The following is a 13,962-nucleotide window of genomic DNA, read 5'->3' as shown; positions in this document are numbered from 1 at the left end:
ATCAGCCTAGTCCTAGAGTCAGCGGGAGGGTATGACCAAAGAGTGTTATTACCTGTTACGAACGGGCTAGGTCCGAGGCTGCATTGCCCCCGGAAACAGCTCCCGGTGTAATTGCAGAATGAACGAATCCGTCATGCCCGCGATGTAGTCCGCAATGACGCGTGGCGCACCTTGTTCTTCAATTTGCGCCGTATAGCTGGCGGGCAATGCGTCCGGGTGGCTTATCCAGTAGTGGAAGAGCTGGTGCACAACCTCGGTGGCCTCATCATGAGACCCTGCCAGATCTTCACTCAGGTAGAGATTTTGGTAGAGAAAGCGCTTGGCTTCGAGCCGCAGTGCTTCCATTTCCGGGCTGAATGTGCCAATACGCTCGGGCCAGTGGCGAATCGCATCCAGCGTGCGCAGGTCATGCGTCTCGACGTGGGCGGCAGTGGTCTCGGCCAGATCAGTCACCAGGGCATTCAACATGCTCTTCACTGCTTCGTTGAATTTCAGCTTCGCCAGTGCATCCGGATAGGCACGTTCCAGGGGGGCATAGTAGCGCTCAAAAAGCGATACTTCGGCACGCACGCCACCCAGCGTGAGGATGCCGGCTTCCATGCCATCGTCCATATCTGCCGTGAGGTAAGCAATCTCATCCGCCAAATCAATGAGCTGCGCTTCCAGCGGTGGCCGCTGGTCCAGAAAAAACTCGTTCAACTCCGGATGCTCTTCAAGCGCATAATCGCGCGAGTGCTTCACGATGCCTTCGCGCACGCCCAGCGTCAGGTTCAGTCCGCGAAAGCGAAGGTAGCGCACCTCAAAGTAGTCCACAATGCGCAGCGCGTGCAGATTGTGGTCAAAGCGCAGCCCATACGCTCGCATCGCCTCGTCCAGCGCTCGCTCGCCTGCGTGCCCAAAGGGAGGATGCCCAATATCATGCACCAGCGCCAGCGCTTCGGTGAGTGCTTCATTCAGCCCCAGCGCGCGCGCCAGGCTGCGGGCAATCTGCGCCACTTCGAGAGTATGGGTCAGGCGGCTGCGGAAGTGATCAGAGAAGCGCTCGGTGAAGACCTGCGTCTTGCCAGCAAGACGACGAAAAGAGCGCGAGTGGATGATGCGCGCACGGTCCCGCTCAAAAGGAGTCCGGTAAGCGTGTGCTGATTCCTCGACGCGGCGCGCTGTCAAAGGCCCGCTGTCGGGCACTGCGCAGGCATCCGGCAGCAGTTTCACTGAGGAGTCACTGTAGGAGAGGGCGTTTCCTTCGCCAGTCGCACTCTCACCCGGTCAAGCCGCTTTTGCACTTTGCTCAACTCGCCCGGTTCGGCGTCGGCAGGCAGCGTATGAGCAAATTCCGTCAGCGACAACTCCCACTGCTCGGCGGCCTTTTTCAGATGGCCGGTCTTTTCATAAAGCTGGCCCAGATGGTCATGCACCGTCGGGTCAGTGGAGTCGCGTTCGCAAGCCTGCCGCAGGTTTTTCTCTGCTTCGGCGAAGTTGCCCATCTTGAAATAGGCCCAGCCCAGCGAATCGAGGTAGGCATAGTTCAAAGGATCCAGCTTCACTGCCTTCTGAATCATGGCGAGCGCCTGCGGCAGATTTTCGCTGCGGTCGGCCATCATGTAGCCCAGATAATTCAGCGTGATGGAGTTGGTCGGATCAATCGAGAGCACCTTGCGGAACTCCGCCTCCGCATTGTCCATGTGTCCTTCGCGTTCTTCGAGCACTCCGCGCAGAAAGTCGACGTAGACTTTATCGTCATTGGTTTTTGCGAGCTTCTCCGCCTTTTTCAGGTCGTTTGAGGCTTGCTTCCAATGATTAAGACGGGTCTCAATCTGCGCCATTGAAAGGTAAACAGCCCGGTCATCCGGCTTGCCCGTCAGAAGAGACTTCTCCAGCTTCAGCGCATCCTGCACCTTGCCGTTGTCCGCCATTTCGCCCGCCAGCAGCAGCTTCATTGCCTGGTCGTTCGGCATCTTCTGCACCGCTTCCTGCGCGGCCCCTTCAGCTTTGGCGTACTGATGGGCTGATCCGTAGGTGTCTACTTCTGATTGATAGGCGCGCTCGGCATAGTCATGGCCCAGCAGGGCCATCTTTTCATAGACCGCGATCGCCTGATCCACCTTGTTCTGCTCGCGATACACGCTGGCCAGCCGGTCAAGAAACAGATAGCGGTCGCTCTTCTCGTCGGGCGAGTAGATATTGCTCGGGTGATCGGAGATCGCAACCAGCTTCTTGAAGATTCCTTCAGCTTCTTCAAAGTGGCCCAGCGCATCCGCCAGCAGCCCCTGGTCGTAAGCAATCTCTACCGAGTCCGGCGTGATTGCCTTTGCCTTCATCAAATTGTCATAGGCCTGCTGAAAACGCCCATCGTGGCGCTCAATGTCTGAGATGCGCAGGTAGGCCTTGCCATTGTTCGGCTCTGACGATACCAGGTCCTGATACACCTGCAGGGCCTGATCAAACTGGTGGGCCGCGAACAGATCTTTGGCCAGTGGCTTTTCAATCTCAGGGTTATCAGGATCAAGCTGCAGCGCCCGCTGATACGCGGCAATGGCTTTGGTTGGTTCTTTCAACTGGTCGTAGCTGAGGCCCAGAGCGTATTCGATGCGTGGCGTCTGGTCGGCCGCTGTAACGCTCTTCAGCGTGGCAATGGCTTTGGCGTTGTCTCCCTGCTCGCTGTAGAAGCGGGCTACGCTCAGAATCGTTTCCTCAGACGAGGGATCAATCTGGTAGGCCTTCTGAAACTCTGCTTCGGCCTTATCCATCTGATGATTCGCCGCATACAGGCGGCCCAGCATGATGTGATCCGGAATCTTGCCCGGCTCGAGCGCGGTGATCTTCTGATATTCTCCGATGGCCAGATTCAGCATCTGCTGCGCCATCTGATTGTCCTGCTGATCATTGCTGATGGACTGCAGGTAAATTTGGGCCAGCAGCTTGTGCGCTTCCAGATCATCAGGATTCGATTTCACTTCTTCCTGTGCGGCGACAATGGCGTCCTTGATGCGGCCCGTCTGGAAGTAAAGCTCCGCAAGATGGCTCTTCAGATACTTTGAGTCCGGGTCCTCCGCCAAGGCCTGGTGGTACTGCTGCGAGGCCTTTTCCGCATACTCCGGCCGCCCGTACACCGACGACATCTCTTCATACTCATGCGCCAGCATGTAATGGTAGTAAGCATCCGCCACATTGGCGCTCTTCGAACCATCCACTGCGCTCTTGCCGCTCATCTGTGCGGGCGATGCTTTTGCTTTCGATGTCTGAGGTGCATTGGATTTTTGCGCCCAACCGGCAGACGAAAGCGCAAGGCTGGCAATGAGTAAAAGCGGGGCGTTACGAAGAAAAGAACGACGCATGCGAGGGGTTTGTAACCTGGACCTTTCCCTGGGCCTTACTGGAGTACAACCGGCTGGCCGCGTGCTCTGGGTGCGCCTGGCCGAAGTGCCTTCGTTACCCAAGATTGTACCCCTGTTCGCATGCGGGCCGTAGACAGGCTGTAGACAGGCTCCTGTTACCGCGCCGTCGCCGGCCCTTGTCCATCGCCGGTTTTCAACGGAAAGCGCGCAAGAATCTCTGCGACCGTCTTCTGCCGGTAATCGAACAGCGACGCAATCTGTTCCTTCGCGGCGATCCAGTACCCAATCTCGCCCAGCACTCCCATCCGCATGGAAAAAGTCAGATCGTCCGTGACTCTTGTACCTGTCTTTCCGTCGCGTTCCTCCTCCTCCACCCAGTGGCAGTGCTTCCAGGAGCGGAAGGGACCGCGCCGCCCCTGCTCGTCGCAGAAATGCTCGTTCCACACAAACTCCGTGATGCGTGCATCCCAGGGCAGCCGGACAGGGCAAAAGGGAACGGGCCGGAAGCTGATCACCATCTCCGTACCTTCTCCGGCCGCCACACTGCGCAGCTTCAGCCGCTCTTCCTGCTCCGGACGCGGCGGAGGCGGCGTCAGACGCAGCTCCTCGATCCTGACCTTCTGCCAGCGCGGCATGAGCGGAGGCAGATTCTGAGGATTCGCAAAGAATGCGAAGACCAGTTCCACGGGGTAGGGAAGCCATTGGCTGCTGCGATAGTGATGGCGCATATGCTTACCTTACGGAAGTTCCAGATCGATTGGGGTGAGCAGCGAAAGTCCTCGCCGCTGGTGTTGATCGCAGCAAAACATATACGGTACAGGCGCTGGTCTGCATGCGAATGCCAGTATCCCCTATTCAACTGTCGCCTACATAAATAAATGGATAGAGACCCTCAGGACATAAATCGTTACCCGCCACTTGCAACCTGGTCCATCTCCGCTATTCTGAGAACCTTGGGGCAGGAGAAAGTCGCATCGGACTCTTTATGCATCGCGCGGGGAAGCAGGCAGATCACGGAACCCCCAGAGCACACGCAGAGCACCATCAATGGCTGGTGATCATTGGAGCATTGAAACTCCTCAAAGGCTTTCTTTGCATCCTGCTCGGTTTTGGCGCACTGCGGCTCCTGCACAAAGACCTGGTGGATATGGTGACCCACTGGGTCGTTCTCGACCTGCATTTTGATCCGGAAAGCCACTTTGTCGGCCTCCTGCTTACCAAAACCGCGCTCATCGGCCCCCACCAGCTCCGCCTCATCAGCGCCGCGATCTTTGCCTATGCCGCGCTTGATCTCATTGAGGGTACAGGACTTGTTCTGGAGAAAGTCTGGGCTGAGTATGTCACCCTCATCATTTCCGCCGCATTTCTCCCCTGGGAGATCTATGAGCTGATCCGGAGAGTGACCTGGTTCAAAGTTGGCCTCGCGCTGGCCAATGTCCTCATGGTGCTTTATCTGTTGTGGGTTGTGCAGGAGCAGGCCAGACGGCGCATGCTGCGTCGCACAGAAAAAGAGGCCGGTCTGTAGGTGGTTTCTCGGCATTGCAAGCCCTAATCGCCCTGCCGGAATCAAATTGATTAACCACAACAGGTTGGGTAATCCATAGTGGTACCCCACATTCGTAGATTTCTCTAATCTTCTCTTCGCCACCCCTTCGCCTTTTGCCGTTTTTCCTCATAAACCATTGATTTTTTGGCTTTGACACATACCCGGGGTGGGGTAGGATGTGGACAAAAGTGGTCAGAAGTGGAGTGTTACTTATGATTTTCTGGCCGCTGACGATAGAAGCAACAGGGTAGCAGGTAAATTTGAGGTCCGAACGGCGAAATCAGCCCCAAAGGACCAGGGTGATCAACGATGTTTCGCGGCAACCACCCAACCCGGGTTGATGAAAAGGGGCGGCTCAAGCTGCCGGCGGATTTCAAGCGCCGGATCGACGAGCAGTACGGCTCCCAGTTCTTCATCACCAGCAAGGATGGAAAGGTCGCCGAGATTTATCCGCTGCAGGAGTGGGAAAAGGTTGAGCAGAAGCTTGCCCAGATCCCGAACATGAATCCTGCCAAGAAGAAGTTTCTGGACCGGGTCAATTACTACGGCCAGATGGTGGAAATGGACGCGCAGGGCCGGGTGCTGTTGCCCCAGATTCTGCGCGAGTCGGCTCAGGTCACAGGCGATGTGGTCGTCTTCGGCATGCAGTCTTACCTCGAGGTCGCGAACCACGAGGCCTTCAAGCAGAACATGGAGCTCAATCCCATGACGGCGGAAGATGAGCAGGCGCTGGCTGAATTTGGTTTGTAACGGCAAAGACCCCCAAGGGGGAGCACATGGAGCGTGAGCGTCATGTGCCGGTTCTTTTACAGGATGCGATCCGATACCTGAATGTGCGCCGGGGCGGCACGTATGCAGACGCCACCCTGGGACTTGCAGGTCACTCTTCGGCCATTGCCCGATTGCTGGGGCCCGGCGGCACGCTGATTGCGTTTGACCGCGACCCTGAAGCGATGGAGCTGGCCAAGTCCAGGCTCGACGCGTTGCGCGCGGAGCTGGGCAGCGAAATGCCGAAGGTCATTCTGCACAGCACTGAGTTCAGCGAGGCAGAAGACCTGATTGAACCAGGCAGCCTCGATGGCCTGCTGGCCGACTTTGGAGTGAGCTCGCTGCAGTTTGACGAAGCACACAGAGGATTCAGTTTTCAGGCAGACGGCCCTCTCGACATGCGGATGAATCCGCGAGTGGGACTGACTGCCGCACAGGTGGTAAACCAGTTCGGCGAAAAAGAGCTCGCCGACCTGATTTACGAATTCGGAGAGGAAAGGAGGTCGCGGAGAATCGCCAGAGCCATTGTCAGGGCGCGGCCGGTCAGTACCACTGCGCAGCTAGCGCGGGTTGTATCGGCCGCGGCCCCGGCGATGAAATCCGAGCGGATTCATCCGGCGACAAGAACCTTTCAAGCCCTCCGGATTTATGTGAATCAGGAACTGGGGCAAATCGAGGCGCTGCTCAAGGTCGCGCCAAAGCTGTTGCGCAAGGGTGGGCGGTTGGTGGTCATCAGCTTCCACTCTCTCGAAGACCGCATTGCGAAAGACGCGTTGCGCGAGGGCGGGCAGCAGGGCATCTACGAGGTGCTCACGCGCAAGCCGCTCACCGCTGGCGAAGAGGAAACGGATCGCAATCCCCGCGCACGCAGCGCCAAGCTGCGCGCCGCGGAAAAGAAGTAGATTTTCGCAGCATCGGGCCCGGGGTCGTCCCACCGCAGTAAACGGCAAAAGCTTGAACGAAACATACGCAGTAACGACCCGCAGTACACATCCTTTCCTCATAGCGGCCCCGGCCCGGTCGTAAAGGAAAGGCAAAGCAGGCAAGGGATTCAGGAGAACTAGCATGGCGACGCAAGTCATCACCGGACAATTTGGAATCGAAACCGGACGCCGCGATCAGGATCGCAGCGCGGACCGCTTCCGGGAGCGCAATCTGTCCCTGCTCGCCGCGCAGCAGCGTGCGCGCCGCGGCCCCACGCCTGAAGTTCTCTTCACCAAGAAGATTGACAACAGCCGCCTGGTCAAGGCCGCTGATCCGCAGCGTGCGCGCGAAATGCGCTCCTTCGCCGCGGCCATGGCTCTTTTCCTGGGCCTGCTTCTGATCTACGGATGGCAGCACTTCAGCGCCATTGAGTACGGCTATCACATCGAGGCGGAAAAGCAGCAGTTGCGTCAGTTGCAAGAGGTAAATCGCGGACTGCAGTTGACCGAGGCGCAGTTGAACAGCCCGGCCCGCATCGACCAGTTGGCCAACAGCCTGGGTCTGCAGGCGCCTCAGCCTGGCCAGGTCGTTTACCCGGATGGCAGCACGATGCTTACCGGCAATCCCAATGCTCCGGTGCTGGCCGAGGCCACCCCGCCGGTCATACACTAGGCAGCGAGGCTGCTGTTGACTGAGTTGTACTGCAAGGCGCGCTGGGTGAGGAGGCCGTTCCTCCTGTCATGAGCACACCGGTTGCTCCACGAACCCGTTCCGCCGCCACACAAAAGAACACACGCTCTGCGCCGCTCGCTACGCCGATGCGGCGCATACGTATTGTTGTCGCTCTTGCCCTTTTTGCGGCTTGGGCCGCCATCATCGGTGCGCGCCTCTTCTGGCTCCAGGTCGTCGATCACCACAAGTTCGTGCAGGAGGCCAAGGGTGAGCAGGAGCGCACCTTCGAGGTCGCGCCGCGCCGTGGCATCCTCTACGACCGCGATCTGCACCCGCTGGCCGTCTCCGTCTACGCCGAGTCTGCCTACGCGGTGCCTTACGACGTCACCGATAAGGCGGCCGACGCCGATCTTCTGGCAAAGATCGTCCACACCAATCCAGATGATCGCTACACCACGGCCAAAGCTATTCAGGCGCGGATGAATGCGTCGCGGGACTTCGCCTGGGTGGCCCGCCGGCTGGATCCCAGTGTTTATCAGCGCGTCAAGGCTCTGCATCTCAAGGGCGTCTATTTCGTCCGCGAATTCAAGCGCTATTACCCCGATCAGGCCCTGGCCGCGCAGGTGCTCGGCTATGTCGGCTCCGATGAACAGGGGCTCGGTGGCCTCGAATACGAGTTCAATAAGGAACTGCGGGGTGTCCCCGGTCGCATGCTCACGGCCCTTGACGCGCGCCGCCATGTGCTGGGCAGCCAGGAGCGCGACCCCAAGCCGGGCGAGAATCTCGTCCTGACCATTGACGCCAACATCCAGTACATGGCCGAGAAGGCGCTCGATGAAAATATGGAGCGCACCCACGCCGAGCACGGCACCATCGTCGTGCAGGACCCGCACACCGGGCAGATTCTCGCGCTGGCCAACCGCCCTACCTTCAATCCGAATAACTATCGTTTTGACAACCCCGCGCAGTTGGAAGACTGGGCCGTCAGCGACGTCTATGAGCCCGGCTCGACCTTCAAGCTCGTGGTCTATTCCGCGGCTCTGCAGCAGAACATCATCACGCCCGAATCCATGATTCCCACCCTTGGCGGCCACATCAATGTCTCGGGCCGCATCGTCCATGACGACAACGATGCCATCCGCTATGAGGCGCAGCGCGGCAATGTGCTCACCGCCAGCCAGGCGCTGTGGCAATCCAGCGACGTGGCGGCCATTGAGCTTGCCGAGCGCATGGGCAAAGACTCTTTCTACAACTACATCCGCGCCTTCGGCTTCGGCCAGCGCACCGGCATTTCGCTGCCCGGCGAGACCCGCGGCTTGCTCAAGCCTCCCAGCCGCTGGCAGCCGACCACGATCGGCTCCATCCCCATGGGGCAGGAGATTGGCGTCACCCCGTTGCAACTCGTCACCATGGCATCCACCGTCGCCAATGGCGGCGTATACCTGCCGCCGCACATTGTTCTCGAGCAGACGCAGCAAACCCCCAAGACAGGCCTGGCCGCCGCCGCCTTTCATCCCGGCGACAATCTGCCAGACCCGTTGCCTCCCGGCGCGCACCGCGTCATCTCTGAGATGGCTTCGGCCGAAATGCGCAAGATGATGGAAGGCGTCGTGCTCTATGGCACCGGCATTCCGGCTCAGTTGGATGGATACAGCGCCGCCGGCAAAACCGGCACGGCAGAGAAAATCGATCCGCGCACCCATACCTACTCCAAAACCAAGTTCGTCGCCTCGTTCGTGGGTTATGCTCCGGTCAATGATCCAGCCGTCACCATCGCGGTTGTTATGGATTCGCCCGAGCACAAGTACCACTTCGGAACCCTGGCCAGCGCTCCCGTCTTTCGCCAGCTTGCGCAAGAAGTCCTCGAATATCTCGGAGTGCCGCACGACCAGCCCCTCAAGACCAAAAAGCAGATCGCGCAGGAGATCAAGAGCGCCCCGGTCGAAGAGCCGCAGCAGCAGTTGGGCGATATGAACTCGCTCTTCAACGAGGTCAATCATCTGCCGCCCGACGATCCGCTCCGCCAGCAGAATCCTCCGGGCAGCGCGCCGGTCGATGGGCAATCCAATCCGCCCGATGTGCCCGTGTCCTCTGATTCGGATGGCAGCATGCATCCGGCTCCACCCTTTGCTTCCGAAACCCCTGCCGCGGCGCAGCAGCCTCCCCCATCCGCCCAGCCCGCCGGAGCGCCAGGCAGCATCACGGTCAATGCGCGCGACAAGGTCATCGTGCCCTCATTCCTCGGCAAGTCAGTGCGCGAGGTGATTGAACAGGCGGGCGCTGCTGGACTCGGCGTGCAGGTGCTCGGCTCAGGACTGGCGCACCAGCAGGTGCCTGCCGCCGGTACTCGGGTACCTGAAGGCACGCAAATTGTTGTCAGCTTTCAGCCGTAGCGCAAAAAATGCAGGCAAATCGATTTCCACTTGCGCAACCGCATGTAAATTCGTTCTTCTGAACGCATGCAATTCAGTCAGGCCCTTGCCGGAGTCGACACCACCGCTCGCTCCGGGCCCGACCCGGAACTGACCGGAGTCGAGTATGATTCGCGCCGCGTAACCCCCGGCGCGCTCTTCGTTGCCATGCGCGGAGAAACTGTGGATGGCAATCGTTATATCGGCGCCGCTATTGAAAAAGGCGCAGGCGCCATCCTCACCGATTCTGCTGAAGCGATGGCCACATGGTCGCTGCGGACCGATGTCGCCATCGCGCAGGTGCCGCATGGTCGCCAGGCCATGGCGCTCGTGGCGGCAAACTTCTTCGGGCATCCGGAACGCCAACTGGCCGTCAGCGGCGTCACTGGAACCAACGGCAAAACCACCACCACGTTTCTCCTGGAAAGCCTGCTGCAGCATGCGCAGCGCAAAACTGCATTGGTCGGCACCATCGAATATCATCTGGCCGGTCAGGTGCTGCCCTCGCCGCACACCACGCCGGAGTCGCGCGACCTGCTCGCACTCTTTCGTCAAGGTGTCGATGCCGGTGTCACCGAAGCCGTCATGGAAGTCTCCTCGCACGCGCTCGCGCAGGGGCGCGTCTACGGCATCCCTTATGACGTGGCCATCTTCACCAATCTCACCCGCGACCATCTGGACTTTCACGGCAGCATGCAGCAGTATTTCGCCGCTAAGCGGATGCTGTTCGACGCAAGCCTTGGCCAGCCGCCGCGTGTTTCTGTTCTCAATCTTGAAGATCCGCACGGGGCAGAGCTGGCCCTCACGGCGCGCGAGCACGGCAGCGAAATCTACTCCTATGGGTTCAATACGGGAGAATTTCGCGCCGAAGACGTGCAGTTGAGCGGCGGTGGCATGCGCTTCCACTGGCACACACCCTTTGGTCACGCGCCGGTCACAACAAGGCTGATCGGCCGCGTCAACGTCTACAACCTGCTCGCCGCCAGCGCGGGGGCCCTCGCCCGGGGACTCGCCTTTGACCAGGTGGTCGAAAGCGTGGCTCACCTGCACAGTGTGCCCGGCCGCTTTCAGACCATCGATGAGGGCCAGCCCTTCACCGTGGTCGTGGATTACGCCCATACCGATGATGCGCTTCGCAATCTGATTGCGCTGGCCCGCGACCTGGTCCACAAGCATAAGGGGCGCGTCATCACCTTGTTTGGCTGCGGCGGCGACCGTGACCGCACCAAGCGCCCGCTCATGGGGCAGGCTGCTGCGGAGGGCAGCGACGTGGTGGTGCTCACCTCCGACAACCCGCGCAGCGAAGATCCCGAAGCCATTCTGGCCGACGTGCTGCCCGGCCTCACCGTGCCGCGCACTTGGTACATGCTGGAGCCCGACCGCGCGCGCGGCATTCGCATGGCCCTCGAGATTGCCCAGCCCGGCGATATCGTATTGCTGGCCGGCAAAGGGCATGAGAAGACACAGACGCTCCGGCACGGTACGATTCCATTCGACGATGTTGCCGTGGCCGCAGCCGTGCTGCGTGAGATGAGATTCGCCGGAGCCTCTCAATGAAACTGACGCTCGAACAGATTGCCCGCTGGTGCTCTGCGGAATTGCGATCCTCGCAGCCCGCTCGTCCGGCCACCGGCTACTCGATCGATTCGCGCACGCTGGCGACGGACGATCTCTTCTTCGCCGTCAAGGGCGACCGCTTTGATGGGCACGACTTTGTCGCGGCAGCCATCCATCGCGGGGCCGTCGGCGCAGTCGTCTCGCGTGCTCGCGCGGCAGAGCTGTTGCCGCTGATCGATCACGCATCGCTCCTTCTGGTGGACGACCCGCTCGCGGCTCTGCAGCAGCTCGCCGCAGCCGTGCGCCGCCACTGGGGCAAGCGCGTGGTCGGCGTCACCGGCTCAGCCGGCAAAACCACCACCAAAGAGGCCATTGCCGCTGTGCTTGGCGCAGGCTACCGCGTCCTCAAGTCGCAGGGCAATCTCAACAACAACTTTGGCCTGCCGCTGCAGTTGCTGCGTCTCGACACCGAAGACGAAATCGCCGTCATTGAGATGGGCATGAATCATGCCGGTGAAATCACGGCTCTTGCCCGCATCGCCATGCCCGACTGGGGCGTCGTGACCAACGTCGGCAAGGCGCATGTCGAAAACTTCACTGATGGCATCGCCGGGGTGGCCCGCGCCAAATATGAGCTGGTGCAGGCATTGCCCGCCGAGGGCATCGCATTTCTGAACTGCGATGATGCCTATGTCTCGCAATTTGGCCGCGACTTTCACGGGCGCGTCATCCTTTTTGGCCGCGGCCCCTGCGCCCATCTGCGTGTAGAGCAACTGGAAAATCTCGGTGCGGAGGGCACACGTCTTACCGTATCCGCCGAGGGCCGCTGCGCCACGCTGCACCTGCATCTGCTGGGCGAGCACAATGTTTCGAACGCCTTGGCGGCACTGGCCGTCGGCCTTGCGGCTGAAATTCCGCTCGAGATCGGCGCGCGTGCCCTCGAATCGCTGCGAGCCGATGAGAAGCGTGGGCAAATCATTCCGTGGCGGGGCGCTTCCATTGTCAACGACTGCTATAACTCCAACCCTGAGGCACTGAAAGCGATGATTGCCACGCTGATGGGCATGCCCGGCAACCGTCATATATTGGTGGCTGGCGAAATGCTCGAGCTCGGCGCGGAAGCCCCGGCCCTGCACGCCGCCTGTGGCGAGGCTGCCGCAGCCGCCAAGGTGGATATCGTCGTGGGCGTCCGAGGTGCAGCCTCGCAGATCGTCGATGCCGCCCGTCGCGCCGGTGCCGATGCCGTCTACGTCGAAACGCCGGAAGACGCGGGCATCTGGCTCAAGGCAAACCTGCGTGAGGGCGATGCCGTGCTGCTCAAGGCCTCGCGCGGCGTTCGCCTCGAGCGTGCGCTCGATGTGTTGCAGGCAGAGGATTCCGGCACGCTGGCGTAGCGTTGCCGGTTCCCCCTGTGCAAATACCCGCCGCGACCTGTCACACAACCGCGTTAAAGCATTTTCACAGATGGTGTATGCTACGGCCTCTACCCTCTACGCAGCCAATCCATCGAAGATTGGCTGCACGAAGAGGACGCCGGTTGAAGCACAGTATCTGTGAAAATGCTCTAAGATAACGAGCGACACTCTTTTCCCTCGCCGGAGGAAGTTTGCTCTACTGGCTGCTCTATCAAAAGCTATTTCCGTACTTTCGACCCTTCCGTATCTTCCGGTACCTGACCTTTCGCACGGCTTTTGCCTCGCTCACCGCGCTGCTGATTGCATTGCTCATCGGGCCGTATGTGATTGAGAAGCTGCGCGAGTTTCAGATCGGCCAGTACATTCGCGAAGAGGGCCCGCAGGCGCACCAGAAAAAAGCCGGCACCCCAACCATGGGCGGCGTCCTCATCTGTATCGCCATTCTGTTGCCCACGCTGCTCTGGTCTGATTTGTCCGATCCCTTCGTCTGGATCGTCATGCTCTCCACGCTCGCATTTGGGGCGATCGGCTTTGCCGACGACTACATCAAGGTCGTCCATCGCCGCAATCTGGGCCTCACCGCGCGCGCCAAAATGACCTATCAGATTCTGGCTTCCGCGGCCATCGGCGTGGCGCTGGTCGTCCTGCAGGGCCAGGGCAGCTACAGCACTGATCTCATGGTGCCGTTTGCCAAATCCCTGCGGCCCCGCTTCAGCATCCCAGCCCTGTTGCACGTTCCGCATCTGGCGTATTTCGCATTTATCCCCTTCGTCATCTTCGTGATTATCGTCATCGTGGGTTCCAGCAACGCGGTGAATCTCACCGACGGCCTCGACGGCCTCGCCATCGGTTGCACCATCATCGCCGCCGGAGCGCTCACCGTGCTCACCTACGTCAGCGGCCACGCCGTCTTCGCCGACTACCTTGAGTTGCAGCGCATGCCCATGGTCGGCGAGGTCACTATCTTCTGCGGAGCCATGGTCGGGGCCTCCATCGGCTTCCTCTGGTACAACGCTCATCCGGCGCAAATCTTCATGGGCGACGTTGGCTCACTCGCGCTCGGCGGCGCCATCGCCACGGTGGCGGTCGTCATCAAGCAGGAGCTGCTGCTCCCCTTCATCGGCGGCATCTTCGTCCTGGAGGCCCTCTCGGTGATTTTGCAGGTCGGCAGCTACAAATTACGCAAAAAGCGCATCTTCAAAATGGCGCCTCTGCACCATCATTTCGAGCTGATCGGCTGGTCCGAGTCCAAGGTGATCGTGCGCTTCTGGATCGCCGCCCTGGTATTTGCACTCTTTGCACTGACGACATTGAAACTTCGCTAACCCCAGCCG

11 protein-coding genes are annotated in these 13,962 nt (G+C 60.0%); 8 read left to right on the top strand and 3 right to left on the bottom strand.

Annotation, left to right across the window (positions count from 1 at the left end; translation table 11 throughout):
- Window positions 1–66: 66 nt before the first annotated feature.
- From dgt to ACP_RS05245, 3 genes are all read right to left on the bottom strand, one after another.
- Window positions 67–1,212 carry a dGTP triphosphohydrolase gene (gene dgt / locus ACP_RS05255; RefSeq protein WP_015896257.1) on the bottom strand — a complete coding sequence of 382 codons (1,146 nt, stop codon included), beginning with the start codon at window positions 1,210–1,212 and terminating at the stop codon, window positions 67–69.
- Window positions 1,209–3,209: a tetratricopeptide repeat protein gene (locus ACP_RS05250; protein ID WP_052294687.1), complete on the bottom strand. Its 2,001-nt coding sequence runs from the start codon at window positions 3,207–3,209 to the stop codon at window positions 1,209–1,211. The genes dgt and ACP_RS05250 overlap by 4 nt, the downstream gene beginning before the upstream one ends.
- Before the next feature lie 281 nt (window positions 3,210–3,490).
- Window positions 3,491–4,063 carry an SRPBCC family protein gene (locus tag ACP_RS05245; RefSeq protein ID WP_015896255.1) on the bottom strand — a complete coding sequence of 191 codons (573 nt, stop codon included), beginning with the start codon at window positions 4,061–4,063 and terminating at the stop codon, window positions 3,491–3,493.
- Window positions 4,064–4,320: 257 nt separating this feature from the next.
- On the opposite strand from ACP_RS05245, the gene ACP_RS05240 reads away from it, so the two are divergent.
- The 8 genes from ACP_RS05240 (at window position 4,321) to mraY (ending at window position 13,953) form a co-directional block, all read left to right on the top strand.
- Window positions 4,321–4,860 carry a DUF2127 domain-containing protein gene (locus ACP_RS05240; protein WP_015896254.1) on the top strand — a complete coding sequence of 180 codons (540 nt, stop codon included), beginning with the start codon at window positions 4,321–4,323 and terminating at the stop codon, window positions 4,858–4,860.
- Between the two features lie 330 nt (window positions 4,861–5,190).
- On the top strand, window positions 5,191–5,631 hold the full coding sequence (locus ACP_RS05235; RefSeq protein ID WP_015896253.1) for a division/cell wall cluster transcriptional repressor MraZ: 441 nt from the start codon (window positions 5,191–5,193) through the stop codon (window positions 5,629–5,631).
- Between the two features lie 26 nt (window positions 5,632–5,657).
- Window positions 5,658–6,551, top strand: coding sequence for a 16S rRNA (cytosine(1402)-N(4))-methyltransferase RsmH (gene rsmH / locus ACP_RS05230; protein WP_015896252.1), 894 nt, complete (start codon window positions 5,658–5,660; stop codon window positions 6,549–6,551).
- Between the two features lie 163 nt (window positions 6,552–6,714).
- A complete protein-coding gene (locus ACP_RS05225; protein WP_015896251.1) occupies window positions 6,715–7,245 on the top strand; it encodes an FtsB/FtsL family cell division protein in 531 nt (176 codons plus the stop codon).
- Between the two features lie 68 nt (window positions 7,246–7,313).
- Window positions 7,314–9,638 carry a penicillin-binding protein gene (locus ACP_RS05220; protein WP_148215042.1) on the top strand — a complete coding sequence of 775 codons (2,325 nt, stop codon included), beginning with the start codon at window positions 7,314–7,316 and terminating at the stop codon, window positions 9,636–9,638.
- Window positions 9,639–9,704: 66 nt separating this feature from the next.
- The gene (locus ACP_RS05215) at window positions 9,705–11,213 is read left to right on the top strand and encodes a UDP-N-acetylmuramoyl-L-alanyl-D-glutamate--2,6-diaminopimelate ligase (protein WP_015896249.1); all 1,509 of its coding nucleotides are present in this window, start codon (window positions 9,705–9,707) and stop codon (window positions 11,211–11,213) included.
- The gene (locus tag ACP_RS05210; protein WP_015896248.1) at window positions 11,210–12,607 is read left to right on the top strand and encodes a UDP-N-acetylmuramoyl-tripeptide--D-alanyl-D-alanine ligase; all 1,398 of its coding nucleotides are present in this window, start codon (window positions 11,210–11,212) and stop codon (window positions 12,605–12,607) included. The genes ACP_RS05215 and ACP_RS05210 overlap by 4 nt, the downstream gene beginning before the upstream one ends.
- 212 nt (window positions 12,608–12,819) lie before the next feature.
- Window positions 12,820–13,953: a phospho-N-acetylmuramoyl-pentapeptide-transferase gene (mraY, locus tag ACP_RS05205; RefSeq protein WP_015896247.1), complete on the top strand. Its 1,134-nt coding sequence runs from the start codon at window positions 12,820–12,822 to the stop codon at window positions 13,951–13,953.
- The last annotated feature ends 9 nt before the right edge of the window (window positions 13,954–13,962 follow it).

This window comes from Acidobacterium capsulatum ATCC 51196 (assembly GCF_000022565.1).
Classification (GTDB): domain Bacteria; phylum Acidobacteriota; class Terriglobia; order Terriglobales; family Acidobacteriaceae; genus Acidobacterium; species Acidobacterium capsulatum.
This window is presented reverse-complemented; position numbering and strand designations above follow the sequence as displayed.